Source organism: Sanguibacter sp. A247 (assembly GCF_052324925.1).
GTDB lineage: Bacteria > Actinomycetota > Actinomycetes > Actinomycetales > Cellulomonadaceae > Flavimobilis.
Genome location: NZ_JBQPRE010000001.1, coordinates 612,293 through 636,624, shown reverse-complemented (window position 1 = coordinate 636,624; position 24,332 = coordinate 612,293). Strand labels below are relative to the sequence as shown.

Genomic DNA, 24,332 nt, shown 5'->3' with positions numbered 1-24,332 from the left:
GGAGCCGATGGCAAGCACCCGGAAAGACGAGTCCCAGTGGCTCACCTCACCGATCAACACGAAGGTCTACAACTACCGCGTCTACTACCTCACGTTCGGTGAGAAGATCCTCTATGGACTCGTCGCGCTCGCGGTCGGCGGAGCGGTCGGGTATCTCTTCTTCGGAGGGCTCGGGCGCACAACCGACGGAGCCCGCACGACAGTGACGAATGTCGTCGACACCATCGTCGTCCTGGGCACGGGGATCTTCGCGGCTCGCTACTTCCTCAAGGTGCGCGCCGGGCAGATTCGCGCGACGAAGCTCAAGGCGCTCGAGCGCCAGTTCCGCGACATGCTCGAAAGCCTGTCGACGTCGCTCTCCGCCGGATCGACGATCGTCCGCGCATTCGACGACTCCCGCAACGACCTCGCGCAGCAGTACTCCCCCGACGCCCCGATCGTCGAGGAGCTCAACACGATCGTCGCCGGCTTTCACAACAACATGCGCATCGAAGACATGGTCGCGGACCTGGCTGAACGCTCGTCGAGTGCCGACATCCAGTCGTTCGCCAACGTCTTCCAGACCGCGTACCTCAAGGGCGCCGACATGAAGGAAGCCATCCGCAACACCCACCTCGTCCTCTCGGAGAAGATGGCAATGGCCGAAGAAATCGAGACGGGATTCGTCGCGAGCAAGAACGAGTCCCTCATCATGGTCGCTCTGCCGATCGTCATGGTCGCGATCCTCAAGTCGAGCGGGGGCTCGTTCTCGGAGGCGCTCGCGACTCCCGCGGGTGTCGTGTGCACGATCGTGGCAGTCGGACTCTTTGTCAGCGCCTACGCGCTCTCCCGCAAGATCATGACGATTGAGATGTGAGGACACATGTTCACCCCGGCCCAGGTCATCCTCATGTCCGTCGGCACGATCGTTCTCGCCGGCTGGATCTATCTCTTCATCGCCGGGCGCAAGCACGCACCCCTCTTTGAAGGCATCACGGAGAAGGAGTTCCCCCTCAAGGACCTCTACCCGATCGGATACGAGCTGCTCGAGCGCACCGGATACTCCTTCCGCTCCCGCAGCGACCTCCAGCTGCGCCAGCTCATGGACGTCCTCTTCACGCGGCAGTACGCAGAGTTCTACATGCGGGCGGTCCGGTCGCAGCAGGTGACGTTCGGTCTCACGCTCCTCGTGCTGTCGTTCGGCCTGTACGGCATCACCGGGTCCTTCGGCTTCTTCGTCGTCATGCTCGTCCTCACCGCCCTCGCCGTCTACTACTACGGCGACCAGGTGAGGAACCGCGTCCGGCGACGCGGCGAGGCGATGTACCGCGACTTTTGCGAGATGGTCTCGTCGCTCGCCCTGCTCACGAACGCCGGCATGATCCTGCGCGAGGCATGGACCCAGACGAGCCTCGGAGGCGACACAGTGCTCTACGAGGAGATGCAGCTCGCGGTCCGCGACATGCAGAACGGCACACCCGACACCGAGGCGATCCAGACCTTCGGCGCCCGCAGCATGCTGCCCGAGATCAAGCGATTCACCTCGACCCTCGTGCAGTCGGTCCAGCGCGGCGGCGCCGACCTCCCGGCGCTGCTCACGGCACAGAGCACGGAGAGCTGGCACCTCAAGAAGCAGGCCGTTCAGCGTGAGGGAAACAAGGCTGGCAGCAAGCTGCTCTTCCCGATGATCCTCATGTTCGCCGGCATCCTCATCATGCTCGTCGTCCCCATGTTCCTCTCGATGGGCATCTGACCCCACCGCACTGACACCCGCCCACGAACCGCACGGCGGCGAACGGCCCTCACCCGAACGCCGCACCGGGTGCGGCTCGAGGTGTGGGCACCGCTCCGAGGTGCGGGCGCGGCTCGGGGTCGCGGGTTACCCCTCAAGGCCCGGGCTACCGCTCAACGCCCGACGACGAAGCCCGCACCACCAGACGGTGGTGCGGGCTTCAGCCGCGTTCAGCGTGTGCCCCGAAGGGCACGGATCACTTGAGGGTGACCGTGGCGCCGGCGCCCTCAAGGGCAGCCTTGGCCTTCTCGGCCTGCTCCTTGTTGACGGGCGACTCGAAGACGGACTTCGGCGCGCCGTCAACGAGGTCCTTGGCCTCCTTGAGACCGAGCGACGTGAGCGCGCGGATCTCCTTGATGACCTGGATCTTCTTCTCGCCGGCAGACTCGAGGACGACCTCGAACTCGTCCTTCTCCTCAACGGCCTCAGCGGCGCCGCCAGCAGCAGGAGCAGCAACGGCAACGGCGGCCGGAGCGGCAGCGGTGACGTCGAAGACGTCCTCGAATGCCTTCACGAACTCGGAGAGCTCGATGAGCGTGAGCTCCTTGAAAGCCTCAATGAGCTCCTCGGTGGAGAGCTTCGCCATGATCGGCGTTCCTTTCGGTAGTTCTGCGTGAAGCAGGGGGTGGGGATGGTGTGCCGCGCTTGAATCTCCCGGAGGAGATCAGGCAGCGGCCGAGGCCTGCTTCTCGCGCAGGGCGTCGACGGTGCGCACGGCCTGCGATGCAGGAGCCGTGAACAGGTATGCAGCCTGGTACAGCTTCGCCTTCATGGCGCCTGCTGCCTTGGCCAGGAGAACCTCGCGGGACTCAAGGTCCGCGAGCTTCGTGATGTCCTCAGCCGTCAGGGCGCGCCCGTCAAGGACACCACCCTTGATGACGAGCTGAGGGTTCGCCTTGGCGAAGTCACGCAGACCCTTGGCCGCCTCGACCGGGTCACCGGTCACGAAGGCGATCGCGGACGGACCAGCGAGAGCGTCGGTGTCGAAGTCGACACCGGCCTCCTTGGCCGCGATAGAGGTCAGCGTGTTCTTCACCACGGCGTAGCTTGCGTTGCCGCCGAGCGACCGACGCAGCGTCTTGAGCTGCGCGACGGTGAGCCCGCGGTACTCGGTCAGCACGGCAGCGCTGGACTCGCGGAACAGGTCCGTGAGCTCTGCAACTGCGGCTGCCTTGTCCGGCCTCGCCATGGCAATCCTTCCGATGGTGGTGACCGCCGTCGGGCCCACCCCGAAAAAGAGAAAGAGCCCCGCGCAGACGCGAGGCTCACCGACGGACAACCGTCAAGAACTCGTTCCTGCGCCGGCCCCCGCTTCTGCGGAGCTTCGGTTCGTCATGCCAGGGCATGATGAACGACCTGCGGTCTTGGGTAACGAGAGAAACTTACAGGCGCGAGGGCAGCCAAGGCAAGTCGGCAGACGCACGTCACACGGGACTCGCAGCGTTCACCCGTAGGGAGTTCCCTCACCGGACGTCGACAAGTGACGGGTTCTCCCTCACCTGCACCGCTGGTGACCCGAGCCTGCGCCACCTAGCGTCGCGAGAGTCCCCCCTCCGCCACGACGAAGTGGACCCCCATGCGTACCTCGACACAACGTCGGCTCGCCGCCCTCGGAGCGACGCTCGCCTTCGCACTCGCCGGCATCACCGCCGGTGCTGTCGGTGCCGGCTCGGCCACGGCAGCCAGCACGCCCGCACCGCAGCCCGCAGCCGCTGACGCTGACGCGACGGCACCCCATCAATGGCTCACGGGCTACTGGCACAACTTTGACAACGGCTCGACGACGATGCGGCTCACGGAGATCCCGGCCGCCTACAACCTTGTCGCCGTCGCGTTCGCTGACGCCGACCCCACCCGCACCGGCGCCATCACGTTCACCCTCGCTTCCGCAGAGCTCAACGGCTATACGACGGCCGAGTTCACCTCCGACATCGCGCGCCTGCACGCCGAGGGCCGCAAGGTCATCCTCTCGATCGGAGGGGAGAAGGGAAACGTCACCGTCAACTCTCCTGCCGCCGCGAGCGCCCTCGCCTCCTCGGCCTACGCACTCATGCAGGAGTACGGCTTCGACGGCGTCGACATCGACCTCGAGCACGGCATCGATGCCGACAACCTCACCCGGGCCATGCGCGAGCTCCGCGCACTCGCCGGCCCGAGCCTCATCATCGGCATGGCCCCGCAGACGATCGACTACCAAGCGACAACGATGGGCTACTACAGGCTCACCAAGAACATCGCCGACATCCTCACGATCGTCAACGTCCAGTACTACAACTCGGGATCGATGATGGGCTGCAACCAGACGGTCTACGCGCAGGGGTCCGTCGACTTCCTCACCTCGCTGTCATGCATCCTGCTCGAGATGGGCCTCCGGCCCGACCAGGTCGGGATCGGCGTTCCTGCCGTGCCCCGCGCGGCAGGCGGCGGCTACCAGCCCCTCGCCAACGTCGTCGCCGCCGTCGACTGCCTCGAGAAGGGCACGAGCTGCGGCAGCTTCGTCCCCGAGCGCCCGTACGGACCGATCGGCGGCGTCATGACGTGGTCGGTCAACTGGGATGCGACGAACGGCTACGCGCTCGCGACGACCCTCGGCAACCGACTCCACACCGACGGCACCCCGACCGCGCCGCCGTCGACCGACCCTCCGACCACGACACCGCCAGCGACGGATCCGCCTACGACGGAACCTCCGACCACGGAACCTCCGACGGCCGAGCCTCCCACCGCTGAGCCTCCGACGACCGAACCCCCGACCTCGTGCGGCACCGTCGCCGCATGGGACGCGACGACCGTCTACACCGGCGGCGCACGCGCCGCCCTCCACGGCACGGTCTACGAAGCCCGCTGGTGGACGCAGGGTCAGCAGCCAGGCACAGCCGACAGCCCGTGGCGCACCGTCGGCCCGTGCGACTTCTCGACCGAGCCCACCACGACGCCGACACCCACGCTGCCTCCAGCCGGCGAGTGCCCCGCACCATGGAACGCCTCGACCGTCTACGTCAGCGGAGCAACCGTGCTCGTCGGCGAGACCGTGTGGACAGCACGGTGGTGGACCCAGGGCGACACGCCAGGTGCGAGCCAGTGGGGCCCGTGGACTGCAGGAGCCAGCTGCTCCTGACGGGACGGGGATGCGGGGAGGGTCCTGCGCAGCGGGGCCCTCCCTCCTCGTCGGGCGACCCGACCGACGCGCCTCAGACGGTGAGCGACGTCGTCAACGCGACGAAAGGAGAAGAGGACGACGACTCCGTCGCGGCCGCCAGCGCACGCGCGATCCCGGCACCGGTCCCGACGAGCTCCCCATGGAACCGCGTCATGAGCGAGCGCGCAGCTGCGTCGCCCACGGGGGCCACCGACGCCACGACATGGTCGGCGCCCAGCCCGAGCAGGACGCTCGCGAGCCCGAGAGGCAGCCCACCCGCACGCTCGGAGGCCGCCCCCACCTCGCACGCAGCAAGGACGACTGTGCTCGCGGCCACCGGGCCCGTCGCGATCTCGTGCGCGAGCAACGGGCCGTCCGCGAGCCGAACGCTCGAGAACAGCGGGTTCTCAGGAGCATGAGTGCCATGCGCCGCGAGATGGACGACGTCCGCAGAGCGCAACGCGTGCGTCACGGCCGCACACGTCGCGTCCTGCCCGACGAGAAGCTCGGCGTCCGGCCACATGGCAGCGATCTCGAACGCCTCACGTTCCGCCTCGTGCAGATCAGGACCCGCGACGACGACGACCCGCTGTCCCGCGGTCCGGGCAGAGCGGGGCCCAGCGAGGTCCACCCGCGGTCCAGCGCTCGTCGCTACCCCACGACGTGACGGAAGCGTCGCCCACGGCAGCGTCACGCACCAGGCGGGCCCCACCACGTGGAGCGGCCCGTCGACCCCGAGCGGGACGACGAGCAGCGCGTCGACGGCTTCGGCCTGACGCACGACAGACGCCTCAACCACTCGTCGCATCGCCGGCGGCATCCCTGGCCGAGCCAGGACCCGCAGGTCAGCCCGAAGTCGCTGCGCCGCCTCGAGCACAGCCGCCACAGCACCGAGTCGCACGAGCCTCGCGCGCCCACCGTCGACGACCGCCACGACAAGCTCGCCCCCCACCACGACCACCTCAGCGAGCGCGGCATGCCCGCCACGGAGCTCCCGCTCGACCTCAGCCGCACGCGTCGCGCGCGGGACGGTCCCCGCACCCGCTGCACGCCAGCCCTCGGCGCGCAGCTGCTCACGCAGCTGGATCGTCCGCGCATGAAGGCTTCTCACCCGGGGAGGATCAGCCGTGGGCTCAGCGACGCGTAGCTCCTCGCTCACGCGTCGCAGCTCGACGGCAACCTGCTGGGCCCCGTCAGCGGGACGAACAGAGGCCAGGCCCGCGAAGAGCGCACGGGCGCGCTCCGCAGCATCGAGGACGCGGCGAGCATCACCCGTACGCACCGCGGCCGCGACGTCCTGCTCAGCGAGCCGCTCTCCGAAGACACCCGACGCCACCAGTGCCTCGACCGACCCGAACTGGGTGCGGTGCTCGGCGAGCGCCGCCTGCCCGGCGATGACGGCCCGGACCCCGGCAGCGAGATCCCCGTCCGCAAACGCGCACCGCGCACGGACGACCTCGATGCTCGTGCGCATGTCGATCGCGCCGCCCCACCGGCTGCGCGCCACGCGTCCGACGAGGGCACGGGCCTCGCTGTGCTCGCCAAGCCGCGCGTGGGCCTCGGCCGCCACGACGAGCGCCGCGGCACGCACCTGCGGACGACCACGGGACGGACCAGCGAGATCGAGGGCAGCATCACGCACCGCACGCAGGCTCGCCCGAGCGCGCGGGGACGGGTCCGGCACGAGATCCAGGCGTGCTCGCAGCTCGACGAGCCGAGCACGCTCGACCCAGGTCGTGCTGCCGCGCGCACCGAAGCGACGGCGCGCACGCCTCGCGAGCATCCGCGCGTCCTCATGGCGTCCGAGCAGCCGAGCACACCGCGCGCGGAGCACCTCGACCTCACCCAGGTCCTGCATGAGACCCCGCGCCGAGAAGCTCTCCGCGGCCTGAGTGAGGAGCACGTCGGCCTCCGTGAGGAGACCGACCTCGAAGAGCACCTGAGCGCGGTCGAGGAGAGCGATCGGCATGGTCGTGAGGGTCTCACCGAGCCCGGGCAGCAGATGCTCCGCGGCGTTCTGCATCGCATCGAGAGCCTCGGGCAGCCGCCCAGCGAGGAACTCCGCGTAGCCAAGGTTGTGCCGGGCCTTGAAGACGAGCATCGGGTCGCCCGCGTCCTGCGCACCCTGCGCACACCGCGCCAGATCAGCGGCTGCAGCCTCGAGATCACCGCGCTCGAGGTGCAGGGTCCCGCGGTTGAGCAGGAGAATCCCCGCGTCACGGGGGCTCGCATGGTCGATGAGCGCCACGCCCGCGTCGAGGTGCACGAGCGCCGCCTTGGCGTCGCCCGCGCGTAGCGCGCGCAATCCCCGCTGCCCGTGGACGGTGAGCGCGACAGCGTGCGTGCCCGACGCGTCGGCGAGCGCAAGTGCCCGCGCGAGTCGCCGCTCACTCAGCGCGTCGTCCGGCGCGAGTGCGTCGCCCTGCGCCGCGAGCGAGACGAGCACACGCGCGGTGACGCTCGCGACCGGACGCGGGAGCGCCGTCGCGTCCACCCGGGCCTCGTGCGGGTCCTCAGGCTCACCGAGCAGTGCGAGTGCCTCGTTCAAGACATCGCGGGCCTCTGCCGGACGCCCCCGGTCCGAGCAGTCGTTGGCGCGCGCGTGCAGGGCGTCGACCGCCGCGACCAGATCCTCGCTGGGCAGCACACGACCTCCTTGCACGGGGGCGGCCAGACGATGAAGGCCAAGGTCAGCCTAGCCCCCGGGCGAAAAGCGGCCCTGGACCCTTCCACCCCCGTGCGCCCTCGGCAGGAACCTCCGCCGCGCACCGGGCCGGGCGCAGCCGGCTGGGAGCGAGCCGACGCCCCGCTCGTCAGTTGAGCGCGCGCGTCGAGGACGGGATGACACCGTGGGCGTAGAGGCTCGCCGCCACGTCCTGAAGCGCGGTGAGAGCAACCCGCTGCGTCGTCGGGCCGTACGAGATGCGGCCGACCCCGAGCGCTTCGTATTCTGCAGCGCTGAGCGCTCCAGGCAGGCCGATGACCGAGACCTTGCGGTGACCGATGCCCGCGACGAGCTGGCGCGTGACGTCCGCATCGAGGACGCCAGGGACGAAGACGATGTCAGCACCAGCGTCGAGGTAGGCGCGGCCCCGCTCGATCGCGTCGGCAATCTTCTCCGCCACGGGCTTGTCGCCGCCACGCACGAACGCGTCGGTGCGAGCGTTGAGCGCGAACGGCACGCCCTCAGCCTCAGCCGCGGCGATGATCGCGGCAACGCGCTGCGCGGACTCGACGACCGGCAGCAGGCGGTCCTCAACATTCGCACCGACGATGCCGACGCCGATGGCTCGGCGAGTCGTCTCAGCCGGGTCGTCGTACCCGTTGTCGAGATCCGCGCTCACGGGGATGTCGCCTGCCGCCACGACGATCCGGCCCACCATGTCGAGCGTCGTCTCGAACGGGATCGTCCCGTCGGGGTAGCCGAAGGTCGCCGCGATCGAGTGCCCCGCGGTCGCGAGCGCACGCGTCTCAGGCAACGCGAGCACGGCCTTCGCGGACACGACGTCCCACACGTTGACGACCCGGAGGATCTCCGGGGCCGCATGCAGCTCTCGCAGGGCACGAGCCCTGTCAGCCGGGGTCGTCGTGGTCTCGGGTCGCTCAGCAGACGTCATAGGCACGACGTTAGCCCGAGACGCCAAACCCTGCCGCGTCTCGCCACGACATCCCACCACCCGACACCCCGGCCGTCGCCCGCCCGGCCGCCCCTCCCCGCACCGGGGCCGGGGCCGGGGCCGGCGGGCCAAGAAGATCGTCGGCCCGCCGCCCCAGGTGACACAGGACGCGCGAATCAGCGTCCGGAGGGGACGAGCCCGACGACGTCGGTGATCGCGCCCCAGGCGCGCGCACGCTGCTGAGCCGCAGCCGAGCCCGCAGCCCGCAGGCCGCCGCCACCCGCGCCAGCGAGGCAGTGCGCGACCTCGGCCGCAAGGACGGGTGCCGAGAACGACGTTCCCGACCACACCCCGAACCCTGCCGTGAACGCGTCCGGGTCGATCGTCGAGCGACGCACGTCGTCGGCGTAGCCGGGCGCCTCACGCGTCGCCTGGAACGTGCCGTCGATCGTCACCGGCATCGTCGAGACGAGCGCAGCACCCGGCCGCATGACGCTCACCCAGGCCCCGTCGTTACTGAAGTACGCCGTCGTGCCGTCAGGGTTGAGCGCCCCCACCGTGAGCTGCGGAACCTCCTCCGCCGAGAGCGACGCCGGGTCGAGCGGCTGAGGCGGCGAGAGCCGACGATCGACACGCGGTGCAAAGGCGGCGGGAAAGCACTCAACCGCAACCCCGTCGTTGCCCGCCGACGTCACCACGACGACACCGAAGCGCCGCAGGCTCCTCAGCGCACGCCCGAACGGCTCGTCGAACGCCGCATCACCGGGCTCCTCGTGGTAGTAGCCGAGCGAGAGGACGAGCACGTCGACCGGCGCGTAGCCGGGCACACCCGCAAGTCCCAGCAGGTGGTAGGTGAAGAGACGCTCGAGCGAACCGACAAGATCTGACTCCGCGATGACACCGTTGCCCGCATAGACGCGCGCCGCGAGCACGACCGCGTCGGGCGCACCCACGCGAATGAGCCCCGTGATGAACGTGCCGTGCCCCGCGACCGGGTCGAGCGGCCCCGTGAGCGGCGCCGAGAGCCCGCCGACCTCGGGATCCTCGACGGGGAGCGGCGGCGCACCCACGCACGCGATCGGCACACCCAGCACCTCGGGGTCCCGCACGACCGTGTCCTCACCCAGCCACGGGTGCGAGCCCGCGCCCGAGTCAAGGACGGCCACGACCGGGCGGCGCGCGCCCGTCACGTCGTGGAAGACGTCCGGCCCCGGCCCCTGGGCGCGGACGGGAGCAGGCCCGGTCCACGCAACAGGCTGCCGTCCCCCGCCTCCCGGGTACGCGTACTCAGCGAGGCCAGCCGCCGGGTGCGACTGCGTGAACGGATGGGACTGGGTGAACGGGTGCGACTGCGTGAACGGATGAGACTGGGTGAACGGATGGGACTGGGTGAACGGGTGCGACTGCGTGAACGGATGCGGCTGCGCGAACGGCTGCGGCTGCGAATAGGGGTGCGACTGCACGGGGTTCGCCGAGATCACGTGGTCGAGGCTGTAGGTCACCGCGCCCGGCTCCGCCACGCGCGCCAGCTCGACGATCGTCCACGCGTCGGGCGGCTCGACGACGTCAGCACCCGGGACGAGAGTCACGGCGTACGAGTACGCCCACTCCCGCTCGGCCACGTCGAGCACCTCACGCACTGCCTCCGGCTGGTCAGGCCCACCCAGGTCCGGAAGACCAGGATCGACGACGAGGACGTACCCCAAGCCCGCCGCAACCTCCTGCAGGACCTCGAGACCAGGCAGCTCGGGCAGCTCACGCGGCCCCTTCGGCCCCACAACGACCTCGCGGCCCGGCTGCAGCCCGTCGGCCACGGAGCGTCGCACCCGCGTGCGCGTCCGCACCGTGACGAGAACGCGGTCCTGGACGTACCACGTCGGACGCAACGCCCGACGCGGGTCGCCCGCTGCACGCTCCGCGCCTGCAGGATCGAGGAAGCGGGTCCGCCACACGAGCGGATCCCGCCCCGCGGGCGGCACACCTGGGGACTGACGGGGCTCGGACGACATACGGACTCCTCACGTCACACGGTCGGATCGGCGAACTGCACTGTTCACGCCACTCGAGGCAGCACGGCCGTGACCGTGCGCGCCCCGTCGCGCGCGTCGTACTCGGTCTAGAGCTCGAGCAAAGGAGTCGTCAGGCGCGGCCCATCATCACCGGCGCCCCGGAGCACAAGCCCCGCGAGACCGTGCGGAACCGCGTCAAGGACGAAGCGCCCCTCCGCGTCGCACGTCGTCGTCACGACATGGCCGTCCGCCCGGCGCAGCTCAACGATGAGCTCGCTCGCGGGCGCAACCCAGCCGTCGAGGCGCACACGACCCGCCACCTGCGAGATATCGACCATGACCGAGACCTGCGCACTCGTGAACGTCACGGTCGACGCGGACGCCGCAGCCTCAGCACGCACCGAGTGCGCAGGCTGACTGTCCGCGGCGATCGCCATGAGCTCGGCGTCCATCATGGCGAGAGACATCGCGAGCGTGCACCGCTCAACGAGGTCACGCGGTGCTGGGTCGGCCCCGTCCACGAGCCGACCCAGCGCCGCGAGCATAGCGACATCAGTCTCGTCGAGGAACTGGTCGGCGCCGTCGTGCTGATCTTCGACGCTCATCGCGTCCACCCCCCATGAGACTCGAGCTCCGTACGGAGCTTGGCAAGGCATCGTCCCCGGGTGGGGCCGATGCTCCCGACCGGCATGCCTAGCGCAACCGACACGGCCGCGTAGTCGGGACGGTCGACGAGAGCGACAAGCCGCAGAAGCGCACGGCACCGCTCGTCGAGCCGCCCCACCGCGCTCCACAGATGGCGGTCCCGCTCATCCCGCAGCACGACCTGCTCGGGTCCATCAGTGGCGGCGGGAGCCCGGGTCGCCCCTGCGGACCCGGGTTCCTCGCCACCCATGTCAGCGCGAACCTCTGTCCGACGCAGCGCCTGCGCTGCGCGCCAGGCTGCGCGTCGTGTTGCGACGAGCAGCCACTGGAGCACCGCGCGCGGATCGTCGATCCGATCGGCGTGGGAGACGAACTGCACCCACACCCCTTGGACGACGTCCTGCGCATCCGTCGTGCCGACGCCCTGGGACCTCGCGGTATGCCAGAGCAGCGGCGTGACATCGGCGACGAACTCACCGAGGGTGCCGGTGTTTCCTTCGCGCAGCGACCTCAACGCCTCGGCCCCTCGCTCAGCGAGGTCACCTCCGCGTCCGTCCCCCGACCGTGGTCGATCCTGCACGACGGAACCCACCCGACACCTCCCGGCTCGTCCGCCCCTGACACTGTGAAAGAGACAGCGGGCGGCGCTCAGATACATCGACTTTCACCACGTTCTCGTGACGCGCCTCACAGTCTGCCCGAACACGCGCGCCAGCAACACGGTGTGACTAGTCGGCAAGACGCCGAAGGCCGGCACCCCCTGACGGGGATGCCGGCCTTCGGACGAGATTGAGCGACGAGGCTCAGGCCTCGTTCGAGTCCTCGAGGAGCTTCGACGTGCGCGACGGGTCGAGCGGAATGCCAGGACCGTTCGTCGTGGCGAGCGTCGCCTTCGTGATGTAGCGGCCCTTGGACGAGGACGGCTTGAGACGAAGGACCTCGTCGATCGCTGCGGCGTAGTTCTCAACGAGCTGCTCGGCCGTGAAGGACGCCTTGCCGATGATGAAGTGCAGGTTCGAGTGCTTGTCGACGCGGAACTCGATCTTGCCGCCCTTGATGTCCGCGACAGCCTTGGCGACATCCATCGTCACGGTGCCCGTCTTCGGGTTCGGCATGAGGCCACGGGGACCAAGAACCTTACCGAGGCGGCCAACCTTGCCCATGAGGTCAGGGGTCGCGACGGCCGAGTCGAAGTCGGTCCAGCCAGCGGCAACCTTCTCGATGAGGTCGTCGCCGCCGACCTCGTCCGCGCCAGCGGCACGGGCCTGCTCGGCCTTCTCGCCGTTCGCGAAGACGATGACGCGGGCGGTCTTACCGGTTCCGTGAGGAAGGTTGACCGTGCCACGAACCATCTGGTCCGCCTTGCGGGGGTCGACGCCGAGGCGGAAAGCCACCTCGACGGTCGAGTCGAACTTCGTCGCCACGGTCTCCTTGGCGAGAACAACGGCCTCGAGCGGCGCGTAGAGGCGCTCGCGGTCGATCTTCTCAGCTGCGGACCGGTAGGACTTGCTGCGCGTTGCCATCTGCTTCTCCTTGATTGAGCAGTCGTGGTGCGGGTCCGCGCGGACCCTGCCACTGGGGGTGGGGGTGCGTCGCCCGGCCGAGGCCGGGCGACGCGGGCGGGACTCAGCCCTCGACGACGATGCCCATCGAACGAGCCGTGCCCGCGATGATCTTCGACGCGGCGTCGAGGTCGTTCGCGTTGAGGTCCTCGAGCTTCGTCTGGGCGATCTCACGCACCTGGGCGGCGCTGATCTTCGCGACCTTCACCGTGTGAGGGGTCGCGGAGCCCTTGTCGACGCCAGCAGCCTTCTTGATGAGCTGGGCTGCAGGGGGCGTCTTGAGGATGAACGTGAACGAACGGTCCTCGTAGACGGTGATCTCCACCGGGATGACGTTGCCGCGCTGCGACTCCGTCGCGGCGTTGTACGCCTTGCAGAACTCCATGATGTTGACGCCGTGCTGACCGAGCGCGGGGCCGATCGGCGGGGCGGGGTTAGCCGCACCAGCGTTGATCTGGAGCTTGATCAGGCCGGAGACCTTCTTCTTGGGAGGCATGGGAGCCTTCCTTCCTTGGTAAGTGGACCGACGCCATGGGCGATGACCCGGTTGCAGTGCCCTACGGACGGATCAGATCTTGGCGACCTGGTCGAACGAGAGCTCGACCGGGGTCTCCCGGCCGAAGATGGAGACGAGGACCTTGAGCTTCTGTGCCTCGGCGTTGATCTCAGAGATCGTCGCGGGCAGCGTCTCGAACGGCCCGTCGGTGACAGTGACGGACTCGCCAACGGTGAAGTCGACGATGATCGCGCCGCTCGCGTTCTTCGACGTGGGCTTCGCGGCCTCGGGCGCCGGCATGAGGCTCGGCGCGAGCATCGAGAAGACCTCGTCGTGCGTGAGCGGGACGGGCTGGTGCGTGTGACCGACGAAGCCGGTGACACCGGGCGTGTGGCGCACGGCGCCCCACGACTCGTCGGTGAGCTCCATGCGCACGAGGACGTAACCGGGGATGCGGACGCGACGGACGGTCTTCTTCTGCGCGTTCTTGATCTCCGTCACCTCCTCCATGGGCACCTCGACCTGGAAGATGTAGTCCTCCATGTTGAGGGACTGGGTGCGGTTCTCGAGGTTCGCCTTCACGCGGTTCTCGTAGCCGGCGTAGGAGTGGATGACGTACCAGTCACCCTCCTGGCGACGGAGCTCGGCACGGAAGACCTCGACCGGGTCGGCCTCTTCGTAGCCGTCCTCGGTCTCCTCGGTGAGGTCGACCTCGACCTCGGAGGAGGCGTCGTCCGTGGCCGGGACGGCCTCGATGTTCTCGGTCGCGGGCTCGACGACGTCAGCCGTCGGCTCCTGCTGTTCCTGGGACACGTACGGACCTGCTTCCTTGAGACTGCTGCGAGCTGGGGGCGTGGCGTCGGCGGTCAGCCGAAGAGCCAGGACGCGGCTGCGCCGAGCCCGAGGTCCAGCACGAAGACGACCGCGGTAAAGACTGCGACGAAGATGAGCACGACGGTGGTGTACTTGCCGAGCTCTGCGCGCGTCGGGGTCGTGACCTTCTTGATCTCGGCAACGACCTGACGAACAAAGAGTGCGATGCGAGCGAAGAAGCCGCGCTTCTCGCCGGACACGCTCACGGGTGCACGCTCGACGGCTGCGGCGTCGGCCCCCTGGGCCTCTGCGGCCGATTCGCTCACGATGATGTCCCTCGGTCGTCGCGCTCGTCAGCGCGTGCGTCGTCGATATGCAGCGCCGCCGTCCGCCGACGGCGTGACGACTGCACATGCACCCGCGTCGTCCCGGTGGACGAGCGATGCGCAGGGTAGACAGGACTCGAACCTGCAACCTGCGGTTTTGGAGACCGCTGCGCTACCAATTGCGCCACTACCCTTCGGGATCCTCCCCGCCCCGCAACGCCATTCCCTCAGCGAGGGCACGGACCAGCAGGGTGGTTCCAACCACCGACAGGACACTGTACCCGCTCGGGAGGCGGCATCCCAAACCGACCGCGTCACACCCGCGACGCTCCGGACCTCAGCCGCCACGCGCCGCCGATCCTTGCGACACTGGAGCGGTGCGCGACCTCGCCCGCCTGCCCAAGGCACACCTGCATCTGCACTTCACCGGGTCCATGCGACCGGCCACGCTCGTCGACCTTGCCGACCGCCACGGCATCCGGCTGCCCGCAGCGCTCACGAGCGGAGATCCGCTGCGCCTCGAACCCTCGGAGCGCGGCTGGTTCCGCTTCCAGCGCCTCTACGACGCCGCGCGCGCATGCGTGCGCAGCGAGTCCGACATGCGCAGGCTCGTGCGCGAGGCAGCCGAGGACGACGCCGCCGAAGGCTCCGGGCGCCTCGAAATCCAGGTGGACCCGACCTCGTACGCGCCGTTCGTCGGAGGCCTCACCCCCGCCCTCGAGATCGTCCTCGACGAGGCCCGGTCCGCATCGATCGCGACCGGGACCGAGGTCGGCGTCATCGTCGCCGCCTCGCGCATGCGACACCCCCTCGACGCCCGGACGCTCGCGCGCCTCGCCGCACGCCACGCGGGCGACCACCCGGGAGGCGTCGTGGGCTTCGGCCTGAGCAACGACGAACGCCGCGGTCTCACCTCGGAGTTCGGGGCGGCGTTCCGGATCGCAGCGCGCGCCGGCCTCGCGAGCCTCCCTCACGGCGGAGAGCTCCTCGGCCCCGACCACCTCCGCGTCGTGCTCGAGGCCCTCGCCCCGGACCGCCTGGGCCACGGTGTGCGCGCCGCAGAGGACCCCGCCCTCCTCGACGTCATCGTCAAGCGTGGCATCGCTCTCGAGGTCTGCCCCGACTCCAACGTGTCGCTCGGCGTCTACCCCGCGCTCGAACAGCTGCCGCTGCGAACCCTCGTCGACGCGGGCGCTCGCGTCGCGCTCGGAGCCGACGACCCCCTGCTCTTCGGACCACGGCTCGCAGCCCAGTACAGCCACGCCCGGACGACGCACGGATTCAGCGACAGCGACCTCGCCCACCTCGCGCGCAGCAGCATCGACGCGTCCTACGCCTCCCCCGCGACCCGCGCACGGCTTCTCGCCGGGGTCGACGACTGGCTCGCGACCCCAGAATGATCACGCCACCACGCCCCCGCAGCCTGCGGGCAGCCCTCGCCGCCACGAGCGTGCGCGCGCGCATCCTCAGCGTCGTCGTCGTCCTGTCGGCGCTCGGCCTCGCGGCCGCAGGACTCACCGCGCACGCACTCCAGATCCGCGCGCTCGACGCACGCAGCGCGGCCGACCTCACCGCGAGCTACTCCGAGTTCCAGCACCTGGCGACCACCGGACGCGACCCCGACACGGGCAAGGCGTTCGCGACACCCCGCGCGCTCGTCCGCGCGACGATGCAGCTCAAGGTGCCCGCCCGGCACGAAGGAATGATCGGCTTCATCAACGGGAAGCTCGCGTTCACCGCAACAGAGTCCACCGCCCTGCGGCTCGAGGACGACGCCGAGCTTCTCGCCGCTCTCGCGAACCCCGGCGACGAGGTCGAGTCACGCGTCCGCACACTCACGACCTCGCGCACCACCTACACCTACCTCGTCATCCCCGTAGCGCTCGCCGGCTCCGTCGAGACCGGCGCAATCGTCCGCGCGTACGACCGCGACGCCGAACGCGCGTCGCTCAACCGCACGTACCGAACCTTCGCGCTCGTCGGACTGGGTTCGCTGCTCGGGGTCGCCGCAGTCGGCTGGATCCTCGCTGGGCGCCTCCTCGGCCCCGTCCGCGCGCTCGACGACGCCTCACGCACGATCACCGACGACGGCGACCTCGGCCGGCGCATCCCCGTGACAAGCTCCGACGACCTCGGGCGCCTCACCGTCACCGTCAACGGCATGCTCGACCGGCTCGAGGAGGCATTCTCCTCACAACGGCGGCTCCTCGATGACGTCGGGCACGAGCTGCGGACGCCCGTGACGATCATCCGCGGCCACCTCGAGCTCATGGACGTGGACGACCCGGACGACGTACGCGCCTCGCGCGACGTCGCGCTCGCCGAGCTCGCGCGCTCCTCGCGCCTGCTCGACGACCTCATGGTCCTCGCGACCGCCGCGCGACCCGACTTCGTCACCCTCGCCCCCGTCGACCTCGGACGGCTCACGGACGACATGCACGACACGCTGCGCGGGCTCGCCGACCGGACCTGGCGCGTCGACGCCCGCGCCGACGTCGTCGTCGAGCTCGACGCCCAACGCATCACCCAGGCCGTCGTCCAGCTCGCAGCCAACGCGGTGCGACACGCGGGCGACGGCGACGAGATCGCCATCGGGACCCGGCTCGTGACCGACGCCGACGCCGCACCGGTCGCCGAGATCTTCGTCCGCGACACCGGCCCCGGGATCCGGGCCGACCAGCGCGACCGCCTCCTCGAGCGCTTCGCCCGCGGCGACGCCGCGACGCACGGCGCGGGCGCAGGCCTGGGTCTCTCGATCGTGCAGGCCATCGCGCACGCGCACGGCGGCACCCTGACGATCGCCGACGCCCCCGGCGGCGGGGCGCTGCTCACGCTGCGGATCCCCGTGCACGTCGCAGTCCCCGACCCGCTCGCCGCACCGACCACTTCCCCCGAGACCCCACGGAGCTGACGTGCCCTCCATCCTCGTCGTCGAGGACGAACCGCGGATCGCCGCGTTCGTCGTCAAGGGCCTCACGGCCGCGGGCTTCGCGTGCACGACGGTCGGGACCGGCCGGGACGCGGTCGCGGAAGTCCTCACGGACGGCCACGACCTCGTCATCCTCGACCTCGGGCTGCCCGACGAAGACGGCTTCTCCGTCCTCGAGCGCATCCGCGGCTCAGGCTCGACCGTGCCCGTCATCATCCTCACCGCACGCAGCGCCGCGACCGACATCGTCACCGGTCTCCAGAACGGCGCCGACGACTACATGGCGAAACCCTTCGGCTTCGACGAGCTGCTCGCGCGCATCCGGCTGCGGCTGCGCAGCGAGGCTCCCGCCTCGGCCACGACCCTCGCGCACGGTGACCTCTCGCTCGACCTCCACACGCGGCGGGCCGCCGTCGGCGGGACCGACGTCGAGCTCTCAGCCCGCGAGTTCGCCCTGCTCGAGACATTCCTCCGGCACCCGGGTCAGGTGCTCTCGCGCGAGCAGCTGCTCTCACGCGTGTGGGGATACGACTTCGACCCGGGCTCGAACGTCGTCGACGTCTACGTGCGCTACCTGCGTCAGAAGCTCGGTGCCGACCGTGTCGTCACGGTCCGCGGGATGGGCTACCGACTCGCGCAGCCCGGGGCGTAGGGCGCAGCCCGCACCCCGGACATGTCGATGCCCGGCCCGCACGAGGCGGGCCGGGCATCTGCGTCGCGGTAGACGGCGGGGGGACGTCGACCGGGACGGCGCCGCGTCAACGACGCGGCGAGCTCATCACTCGTTGCCGGAAGGCGCCGACGGCGCCGACACGGTCGACTTCGCGGAGATCGGCGACTGAGCCGTCACCGGGGACCTCGGCGACACCGGGGACACGGGCGAGACCGGAGACTTCGCGGACACCGGGGACTTTGCAGAGACGGGGGTCTTTGCAGAGACCGGGGTCTTCGCGGACACCGGGGTCTTCGCGGAGACGGGCGAGGTCACGGACACCGGCGAGGCCACCGACACGGGCGAAGCCACCGAGACCGGGGTCACGACCGACTGCGCCGAGACCGGCGAGACGACCGATCGCGGGCTCACGGGCGAGACGGGCGACGGCGACGTGATCGCCGAAGGAACGGCCGTGGCATCCTGCGCGGGCTCCGCCGTGGCGGCGGCGGTCGCAGCGTCACCCTGCGTCGAGCGCAGCTCCACGCTCGGGCCGACGACATCGTCACGACCCTCCTGCGCGAAAGCCGCGTCGAGGCCGACCCCGGCGCCGATGATGCCCACCGCGCTGGTGACGATCCATGCAGTCTTGTTCACTTCTCTGCCCTCCGGACCCTACGTGAGCGCGGACCTCGCGCTCCGTTCTAGAACCATCCTCGAACGCTCAGATGAGAGACCAAGGAGGTGAGGATGAGAGAACTCTCATCTTCACCTCCGGCAACGCGGCGGGCCCGCCGTCCGGGGGAAACGGCGGGCCCACCCGAGCGCCACGGCGCTCCGCCCGGCCACGGTCAGGGTCCCGCTCCGGACATCTCGATCCTCTCGCTCCGAAGCCCTCCCTGCGACACGGTGAGGGCGTGTCTCACGTCTCTCGCGTCCGGGGTTCGCCCGTGCGGTCCTCGTGCTCGCCCGCAGCGGCCACGTGCCTCACCCCGAAACGGCTCCCCTCACCCACCCTGAGCGGATCAGAACCTCTGCGCGTCAGCGAGCAGCGCCTCGGCGGCCTCGAGTCGACCGAGCGCGTCACGACGCGCCGCCTCGTCGCGATGGTTGGCCGGCATGCTCGCAAGAAGCGACAGCACGACGCCCGACGCCCGCACCCGCAGCGACCCCGGGTGCACCGCCCGGTCGAAGACCGAGAGCCAGCGCGCAACCGTCGTCGGCACATGGACGTACGTCTGGGGCGCCAGGCAGGGCAGGACCGTGAGGTGCCCGACAAGACACGCGAGATCGTCGACCCGCTGGCCCGGTCCGATCGTGTCGACATCGAGCAACGCCGTGATAGCCACACCCGTCATGAGGATGTTGGCCGCATGGAAGTCACCATGGGTGGGAACGCGCGGCCCCTGCCCGAAGCGCTCGATCGCCTCGGCGATCCCCTGCTGAAGCGCCATGATGCGGCCCGCGTGCTCGGGGAGCACGTTGCACGCCGCGTCCGCATAGTGCCGCGAGCGCTCCGCCCACGGACGTCGCAGAGGAAGGTCCATCGCCTCAGGGGCGATCGCGTCAAGGCACGCCAGCAGGTCCCGCGGGTCCACACCCGCGGCGCCGTCGCGTGCGAGAAGCTCCGGGAGCGGCTCACCCTGCGCCTGCGGGAACACCAGAACCGACTCCGCCCACACGTCCTGGACAGGCGGCGCACCCGCCGGCTCGGCACACCGGTTGCGGATGAGCAGACCGTCGAGCTGGTCGCGGCGCACAACCTTGAGAAAGACCCGACGACGGTTCGTCGTGAGGCTCAGCACGGCGCGGCGCATCGGCCGATAGCCGATGAGCTCGAGAACAGCCGCGCCCGGATCGCCGTCGAGACCCGTGCGGGCCGCTGCGCTCGTGACGTCCGACGCCGCAACGAGTCCCGGGAGCATGGGATCGTCCGGGTGACGCCACGCATGGACGACACGGTCACCGCTCGCCAGCCGCATGACGTTCGCGAGCCCCCGAGGCTCCGCCTCGTCGACCGAACCCGTCGTGAGCAGGACGTAGTCAGGACGTGGCTCGGCCTCACCCGTCAGCTGAACGCGGACGTCGTACCCGACCGTCACGCCCGCGCCCGGCCGGTGGTGGACCTCGTGCACCTCAGCGTCGACGAGCGTCCCGCCGGCAGCGCCCACGAACGTCCCGACCGCATCGAGCGCGTCGGGGCCCGTCAACCACGCGATGTCCTGCGCCTCACGGACGGCACGGGCATCGCGGGCCAGCGGCTGCTGGGACGCGGAGGGGGACGGCATCATGCGTCCAGTAGACAACGAACCAAACTCCTCAGACAGGTGAAGCGGCTCCCGGCGCGTCCCGGACGCTACCGGCAGGTCGCACTTAGAGCGCGAGCCCGACGAGCACGGGCTCAGGCGCGAGCCGAACGCCGAAGCGCTCCTCGACACCATCGCGAACCGCGCGGGCCAACGACACGATATCCGCGGCCGTGGCCTCGCCACGATTGGTGAGCGCAAGCACGTGGCGCGTCGAGAGCCGCGCGCGGCTCGCCTTGCCGTCGAGACCGAATCCCTTGCCGAAGCCCGCCTGCTCGATGAGCCACGCCGCCGACGTCTTGACGAGCGACGCGTCGATCGCCCCGAGGCTCGGGCCCGTCGTCACCTCAGGGCGGGCGGAGCGGACCTCGAAACGCGGCGCGCCCGCAGGCAGCCCGCCCGCGAGCTCAACCGGCAGGACAGGGTTCGTGAAGAACGAACCCGCGCTCCAGCGATCGTGATCGTCGCCGTGCTCCCCGACTCCCACCGCGAGCATGCCCTTCGCCCCGCGCAGCTCAAGAACCGCAGCCCGGACGTCGGCGGTCGCGACCCGCTCGCCCACCGCGACATCGAGCCGACGCGCAAGCTCGGCGTACGCGACACCCGGCGACAGCGTGCCCAACCGCGTCTGGAAGCCGACCTCGAGAACGACCCAGCGCGGCGACGGCTGCCAGCTACGCCCGCCCTCGCCCTGCGTCATCGAACGCTTGAGCACCGATGTGCGGTACCCGAGCCCCAGCTCACCCACGGCAAAGGTGCGCACCCGCGACTCGGCGCGGTCCCACACCCGCACGGTCGACACGACGCCCGCGACCTCCTGGCCGTAGGCGCCGATGTTCTGCACGGGCGCCGCGCCGACGGTCCCGGGGATGCCAGAGAGCGCCTCGAGCCCCACCCACTGCTCAGCGATCGCCTGCTCGACGAGCGCATCCCAGGAGTGCCCCGCGGGCACGCGGAAACTCCCGCCGCCGCACGAGTCGACCATGTCGACCGTCACGCCCGAGCGCGCATCCTGGACGAGGATGCCGTCAAAGCCCTCGTCCGCGACGAGGAGGTTGGAGCCGCCCCCGATGACGAGAACGGGCACGCCGTCGGCGTCAGCCGCGCGGACCGCGTCGATGAGCTCGGCCTCGGTCGAGGCACGGACGAGCGTGCGCGCGGGACCCCCGACGCGCAGCGTCGTGAGCTGAGAAAGAACAGGGGCGTGCGCCGTGGCGTCGGGTGAGGTCACCCCACAACCGTACGCCCCGAAGCGTCGGTGCCCTGCGGCGGGTCGGCCAGCCGCTCCTGCGCGCGCGGCGACTCGGTCCGGGGCGGACGGGCAACGCCGGCGACGGCGAGCCCCAGCGCGATCGGCACGAGGATGACGAGCAGAGCCGACCGGTAGCCGACGTGCTCCGCAAGCATCCCGATGAGCGGCGGTCCCATGAAGAACGCCGTGTAGCCGATCGTCGAGACGACCGAGACCCGCCCGGCCGCGCGCACGGGATCGTCCGCGGCCGCACTCATCCCGACGGGGAACCCGAGCGCCGCGCCCATGCCCCACAGCACGACGCCCACGAACGCGAGCGGCAGCCACGGTGGGAGCGCAAACAGCGCGAGGCCCGTAAGCGCGAGGCCGCTCGAGAGCCGCAGCACCGCGACCCGGCCCCACCGGTCCACGAGGTGCGTGCCGAGCAGGCGCATGGCCGTCATTGCGGTGAGGAACACGCTGAGAGCCGCCGCGCCCACCGCATCCGTCTGAGCAAAGCCGTCGACGACGGCGAGGCCCACCCAGTCGTTCGCCGAGCCCTCGGTCAGAGCCGCGGCGAGCACGACGACGCCGATGAGCAGCGTGCGCGGCTCAATCCACGCAGCAAAGACGTTGCGGCGCTCACCGCCAGCACCGGAGGCACCCTCAGCGACGGCAGGCCCCGTGACCTCGGCCTCCGGGAGGAAACCACGGACCGCGACGAGAACGAGCGCGAGCGAGATCGCGACAGCAATGACGAGGTGCCAGGCAACAGGCAGCCCGACGAGCACGGCAACCGCACCGAGGCCCGAGCCCACGATCGTGCCGAGCGAGAAGCCCGCGTGCAGACGCGGCATGATCGTGCGGCCGAGCTTCTGCTCGACGACCGCACCCTCGAGGTTCATCGCCGCATCCCACACCCCCGTGCCGACGCCCACCAGCACGAGCGCAACGCGCAGCACGAGGTCGTTGCCCAGGACGAGCGAGCCTGCAGCGAGGACGTAGCCGAGCGCATTGACCACCGCGAACACGATGATCGTGCGGCGTGCCCCGAGACGCGAGGTGATCCAGCCCGACAACGGGAGCGCGACGAGCGAGCCGATCGCGATCGTGACGAGCAGCAGGCCCATCTCGGCCTCGGAGTAGCCGAGCATCGTGCGGGTCGTCGGCAGGCGCGACGCCCACGACGCAAAGTTGAAGCCGTTGAGGACGAAGATCGCGAAGACCGACCACGCGGCGATCGTTGTCTCGCGCACAGCGGGCTGGGTCGAATGTGTCACGGGGATACCTCACCGGGATGGGTGTCGCGGGAGTCCGCGTCATGGGGATCTGGGTCATAGGGCTTTGAGTCGTGGAGCGCTGGGTCGTTGGGCGCCACGAGCGGGGCCGGGGCGGGCTCGGGCACCAGCGGTCGCGCGCGCCCCGCCGCGAGGACCGCGGCGACGAGGGGAAGCAGGACGAGCATGAGCGCGGTCCGCGTCGTGAGGTGCTCGGCAACGAACCCGAGCAGCGGTGGTGCCGCGATCGACGCCATCGATGCGAACGCCGAGACGACCGAGACGCGCCCGGCGGCGCGCACAGGATCGTCTGAAGCGGCGGCGATGACGAGCGGGTAGGCGAGCGCGGCTCCGCAGCCCCACAGCGCGACGCCGATCGACGCGACGACGATCCCCGGAGCGAGGCCGAAGATCACGAGTCCGACGATCGAGATGGTCGCCGACCCCCGCAGGAGCGTGACGCGCCCCCACCTGTCGACGAGCCCCGAGCCTGCGAGACGGAAGGCCGTCATCGACCCGAGGAAGACGCCGAAGACGACCGCGCCGATCGCCTCTGACTTGCCGAGGTCGTCGACGACTGAGATCGAGAGCCAGTCGTTCGCGGACCCCTCAGACATGGAGGCGGCAAGGACGACAACACCGAGCAGGAGCGTGCGCGGCTCGCGCCACGCGGTGAGGGCCGTGCGCACGGAGCGCCGCTGGCCCGGTGCGGCCAGAGCGACGGGTGCCTGCGGGCGGGCGATGACGCGCGGGAGCGCCATGATGCGCCACGCGACGACGACGAGCATGGAGCCCGCAAGCTGAGCCGCGGCGGGGACGCCGAGGGCAGAGCAGGCCGCGCCGACGCCCGTCCCGGCGAGCGCACCGATGGAGTAGAAGGCGTGGAACTGCGGGAGGATCGTGCGTCCCACGGCGCGCTCGATCGCTGCGGACTCGAGATTGAACGGGACGTTGTTGAGCGCCCATGTCGCTCCGTTGAGGAAGATGCCCACCGCGACGAGCCCGACGGAGCCCAGCTGGACGCCGAGCGAGATGAGGCCGAGGGCCACGCCGAACCCGGCGGTCGAGACGTTGAGCATGCGGGCGACGCCGAAGCGTTCGACGAGCGGGCCGGCGGCAGCGACGAGCACGAGCGATCCGACCGACCCGACGACGAGAACGATCCCGAGCTCACCCTCGCTCAGACCGAGGCTTGCGCGGATGGACGGCAGGCGCGAGAGCCAGCTCGACATCATGAGCCCGAGGAGCGCGAAGAGGCCGACGAGCGCCCAGCGGGCACGGGAGGTCGACGCGTCGGGACGGGACGGCACGACAGACGGTGCGGCGGGAGACATGGCGACCTCGGGTGGAGACAGTGCGGGGGGCGCGGGGGGCGCTGAGGGCGGGGCTGACCCCGGCGAACTCGAAACGTTTCGAGTCCAGGAGTAGTGTCGGTCCAAGGAGGCCATGCGGTCAACGTGGCCAACCTCAAGTCTTGACCAACTCCACCCCGCGATTCCCCGAACCGCACGGGCGTCGGCTCAGGGATACTGATTCCCGCCAGCCATGCCCACCGGCCC

Annotated in this window: 22 protein-coding genes and 1 tRNA gene; 6 read left to right on the top strand and 17 right to left on the bottom strand. The window is 70.3% G+C overall.

Going from position 1 to position 24,332, the window contains the following annotated elements; genetic code table 11:
• The first annotated feature begins 7 nt into the window (after nucleotides 1-7).
• A complete protein-coding gene (locus tag ACTVCO_RS02815) occupies nucleotides 8-856 on the top strand; it encodes a type II secretion system F family protein (RefSeq protein WP_443726860.1) in 849 nt (282 codons plus the stop codon).
• Nucleotides 857-862: 6 nt separating this feature from the next.
• Complete coding sequence (locus ACTVCO_RS02810) at nucleotides 863-1,732, top strand: type II secretion system F family protein (RefSeq protein WP_443726859.1); 870 nt, start codon at nucleotides 863-865, stop codon at nucleotides 1,730-1,732.
• A 235-nt stretch (nucleotides 1,733-1,967) separates the two neighbouring features.
• On the opposite strand, the gene rplL is transcribed toward ACTVCO_RS02810, so the two are convergent.
• Together rplL and rplJ are read right to left on the bottom strand one after the other, a co-directional pair.
• Entirely contained in the window at nucleotides 1,968-2,357 is a 390-nt protein-coding gene (gene rplL / locus ACTVCO_RS02805; protein WP_443726858.1) for a 50S ribosomal protein L7/L12, read from the bottom strand.
• A gap of 78 nt (nucleotides 2,358-2,435) precedes the next feature.
• Entirely contained in the window at nucleotides 2,436-2,960 is a 525-nt protein-coding gene (gene rplJ, locus ACTVCO_RS02800; protein WP_443726857.1) for a 50S ribosomal protein L10, read from the bottom strand.
• Nucleotides 2,961-3,347: 387 nt separating this feature from the next.
• On the opposite strand from rplJ, the gene ACTVCO_RS02795 reads away from it, so the two are divergent.
• Complete coding sequence (locus tag ACTVCO_RS02795) at nucleotides 3,348-4,889, top strand: glycosyl hydrolase family 18 protein (protein WP_443726856.1); 1,542 nt, start codon at nucleotides 3,348-3,350, stop codon at nucleotides 4,887-4,889.
• Nucleotides 4,890-4,962: 73 nt separating this feature from the next.
• Here ACTVCO_RS02795 and ACTVCO_RS02790 read toward each other — a convergent pair whose 3' ends face one another.
• The 10 genes from ACTVCO_RS02790 to ACTVCO_RS02745 all read right to left on the bottom strand — a co-directional run bounded on the left by ACTVCO_RS02790 (nucleotide 4,963) and on the right by ACTVCO_RS02745 (nucleotide 14,572).
• Nucleotides 4,963-7,557: a CHAT domain-containing protein gene (locus ACTVCO_RS02790; RefSeq protein ID WP_443726855.1), complete on the bottom strand. Its 2,595-nt coding sequence runs from the start codon at nucleotides 7,555-7,557 to the stop codon at nucleotides 4,963-4,965.
• A 166-nt stretch (nucleotides 7,558-7,723) separates the two neighbouring features.
• Nucleotides 7,724-8,527, bottom strand: coding sequence for an isocitrate lyase/PEP mutase family protein (locus tag ACTVCO_RS02785; protein WP_443726854.1), 804 nt, complete (start codon nucleotides 8,525-8,527; stop codon nucleotides 7,724-7,726).
• 176 nt (nucleotides 8,528-8,703) lie between these two features.
• A complete protein-coding gene (locus tag ACTVCO_RS02780; protein WP_443726853.1) occupies nucleotides 8,704-10,536 on the bottom strand; it encodes a S8 family serine peptidase in 1,833 nt (610 codons plus the stop codon).
• A gap of 107 nt (nucleotides 10,537-10,643) precedes the next feature.
• Nucleotides 10,644-11,141 (bottom strand): hypothetical protein, encoded by a 498-nt coding sequence (locus ACTVCO_RS02775; RefSeq protein ID WP_443726852.1) that lies wholly within the window; start codon nucleotides 11,139-11,141, stop codon nucleotides 10,644-10,646.
• Entirely contained in the window at nucleotides 11,138-11,761 is a 624-nt protein-coding gene (locus ACTVCO_RS02770; protein ID WP_443726851.1) for an RNA polymerase sigma factor, read from the bottom strand. The genes ACTVCO_RS02775 and ACTVCO_RS02770 overlap by 4 nt, the downstream gene beginning before the upstream one ends.
• Before the next feature lie 223 nt (nucleotides 11,762-11,984).
• On the bottom strand, nucleotides 11,985-12,704 hold the full coding sequence (gene rplA, locus ACTVCO_RS02765) for a 50S ribosomal protein L1 (RefSeq protein ID WP_443726850.1): 720 nt from the start codon (nucleotides 12,702-12,704) through the stop codon (nucleotides 11,985-11,987).
• Between the two features lie 103 nt (nucleotides 12,705-12,807).
• Nucleotides 12,808-13,239 carry a 50S ribosomal protein L11 gene (gene rplK / locus ACTVCO_RS02760; RefSeq protein ID WP_443726849.1) on the bottom strand — a complete coding sequence of 144 codons (432 nt, stop codon included), beginning with the start codon at nucleotides 13,237-13,239 and terminating at the stop codon, nucleotides 12,808-12,810.
• A gap of 72 nt (nucleotides 13,240-13,311) precedes the next feature.
• Complete coding sequence (nusG, locus tag ACTVCO_RS02755) at nucleotides 13,312-14,052, bottom strand: transcription termination/antitermination protein NusG (RefSeq protein ID WP_443726848.1); 741 nt, start codon at nucleotides 14,050-14,052, stop codon at nucleotides 13,312-13,314.
• A 53-nt stretch (nucleotides 14,053-14,105) separates the two neighbouring features.
• Complete coding sequence (secE, locus tag ACTVCO_RS02750; protein ID WP_443726847.1) at nucleotides 14,106-14,378, bottom strand: preprotein translocase subunit SecE; 273 nt, start codon at nucleotides 14,376-14,378, stop codon at nucleotides 14,106-14,108.
• 121 nt (nucleotides 14,379-14,499) lie between these two features.
• Nucleotides 14,500-14,572: transfer RNA gene (locus tag ACTVCO_RS02745), tRNA-Trp, on the bottom strand.
• Between the two features lie 183 nt (nucleotides 14,573-14,755).
• Here ACTVCO_RS02745 and ACTVCO_RS02740 point away from each other — a divergent pair.
• Genes ACTVCO_RS02740 through ACTVCO_RS02730 form a run of 3 tightly spaced genes read left to right on the top strand, consistent with a single transcriptional unit; the run spans nucleotide 14,756 to nucleotide 17,959 of the window.
• Nucleotides 14,756-15,778, top strand: coding sequence for an adenosine deaminase (locus ACTVCO_RS02740; RefSeq protein ID WP_443726846.1), 1,023 nt, complete (start codon nucleotides 14,756-14,758; stop codon nucleotides 15,776-15,778).
• Nucleotides 15,775-17,289, top strand: a complete 1,515-nt coding sequence (locus tag ACTVCO_RS02735) for a sensor histidine kinase (RefSeq protein ID WP_443726845.1) — start codon at nucleotides 15,775-15,777, stop codon at nucleotides 17,287-17,289. The genes ACTVCO_RS02740 and ACTVCO_RS02735 overlap by 4 nt, the downstream gene beginning before the upstream one ends.
• 1 nt (nucleotide 17,290) lies before the next feature.
• The gene (locus ACTVCO_RS02730; RefSeq protein WP_443726844.1) at nucleotides 17,291-17,959 is read left to right on the top strand and encodes a response regulator transcription factor; all 669 of its coding nucleotides are present in this window, start codon (nucleotides 17,291-17,293) and stop codon (nucleotides 17,957-17,959) included.
• A 126-nt stretch (nucleotides 17,960-18,085) separates the two neighbouring features.
• On the opposite strand, the gene ACTVCO_RS02725 is transcribed toward ACTVCO_RS02730, so the two are convergent.
• The 5 genes from ACTVCO_RS02725 to ACTVCO_RS02705 form a co-directional block, all read right to left on the bottom strand.
• Nucleotides 18,086-18,616 (bottom strand): hypothetical protein, encoded by a 531-nt coding sequence (locus ACTVCO_RS02725; protein ID WP_443726843.1) that lies wholly within the window; start codon nucleotides 18,614-18,616, stop codon nucleotides 18,086-18,088.
• A 368-nt stretch (nucleotides 18,617-18,984) separates the two neighbouring features.
• Nucleotides 18,985-20,250 carry a phosphotransferase family protein gene (locus ACTVCO_RS02720; protein ID WP_443726842.1) on the bottom strand — a complete coding sequence of 422 codons (1,266 nt, stop codon included), beginning with the start codon at nucleotides 20,248-20,250 and terminating at the stop codon, nucleotides 18,985-18,987.
• Between the two features lie 82 nt (nucleotides 20,251-20,332).
• Complete coding sequence (locus ACTVCO_RS02715; RefSeq protein WP_443726841.1) at nucleotides 20,333-21,496, bottom strand: UDP-N-acetylmuramate dehydrogenase; 1,164 nt, start codon at nucleotides 21,494-21,496, stop codon at nucleotides 20,333-20,335.
• Nucleotides 21,493-22,776 carry an MFS transporter gene (locus ACTVCO_RS02710; protein WP_443726840.1) on the bottom strand — a complete coding sequence of 428 codons (1,284 nt, stop codon included), beginning with the start codon at nucleotides 22,774-22,776 and terminating at the stop codon, nucleotides 21,493-21,495. The genes ACTVCO_RS02715 and ACTVCO_RS02710 overlap by 4 nt, the downstream gene beginning before the upstream one ends.
• Nucleotides 22,773-24,083 carry an MFS transporter gene (locus ACTVCO_RS02705; protein ID WP_443726839.1) on the bottom strand — a complete coding sequence of 437 codons (1,311 nt, stop codon included), beginning with the start codon at nucleotides 24,081-24,083 and terminating at the stop codon, nucleotides 22,773-22,775. The genes ACTVCO_RS02710 and ACTVCO_RS02705 overlap by 4 nt, the downstream gene beginning before the upstream one ends.
• Between the last annotated feature and the right edge of the window lie 249 nt (nucleotides 24,084-24,332).

What these genes read in the sequence shown, in the direction of transcription:
- ACTVCO_RS02815 (WP_443726860.1), top strand. Translation starts at nt 8, where the DNA reads ATGGCAAGCACCCGGAAAGACGAGTCCCAGTGGCTCACCTCACCGATC.
- ACTVCO_RS02810 (WP_443726859.1), top strand. Translation starts at nt 863, where the DNA reads ATGTTCACCCCGGCCCAGGTCATCCTCATGTCCGTCGGCACGATCGTT.
- rplL (WP_443726858.1), bottom strand. Translation starts at nt 2,357, where the DNA reads ATGGCGAAGCTCTCCACCGAGGAGCTCATTGAGGCTTTCAAGGAGCTC.
- rplJ (WP_443726857.1), bottom strand. Translation starts at nt 2,960, where the DNA reads ATGGCGAGGCCGGACAAGGCAGCCGCAGTTGCAGAGCTCACGGACCTG.
- ACTVCO_RS02795 (WP_443726856.1), top strand. Translation starts at nt 3,348, where the DNA reads ATGCGTACCTCGACACAACGTCGGCTCGCCGCCCTCGGAGCGACGCTC.
- ACTVCO_RS02785 (WP_443726854.1), bottom strand. Translation starts at nt 8,527, where the DNA reads ATGACGTCTGCTGAGCGACCCGAGACCACGACGACCCCGGCTGACAGG.
- ACTVCO_RS02780 (WP_443726853.1), bottom strand. Translation starts at nt 10,536, where the DNA reads ATGTCGTCCGAGCCCCGTCAGTCCCCAGGTGTGCCGCCCGCGGGGCGG.
- ACTVCO_RS02775 (WP_443726852.1), bottom strand. Translation starts at nt 11,141, where the DNA reads ATGAGCGTCGAAGATCAGCACGACGGCGCCGACCAGTTCCTCGACGAG.
- rplA (WP_443726850.1), bottom strand. Translation starts at nt 12,704, where the DNA reads ATGGCAACGCGCAGCAAGTCCTACCGGTCCGCAGCTGAGAAGATCGAC.
- rplK (WP_443726849.1), bottom strand. Translation starts at nt 13,239, where the DNA reads ATGCCTCCCAAGAAGAAGGTCTCCGGCCTGATCAAGCTCCAGATCAAC.
- ACTVCO_RS02735 (WP_443726845.1), top strand. Translation starts at nt 15,775, where the DNA reads ATGATCACGCCACCACGCCCCCGCAGCCTGCGGGCAGCCCTCGCCGCC.
- ACTVCO_RS02720 (WP_443726842.1), bottom strand. Translation starts at nt 20,250, where the DNA reads ATGATGCCGTCCCCCTCCGCGTCCCAGCAGCCGCTGGCCCGCGATGCC.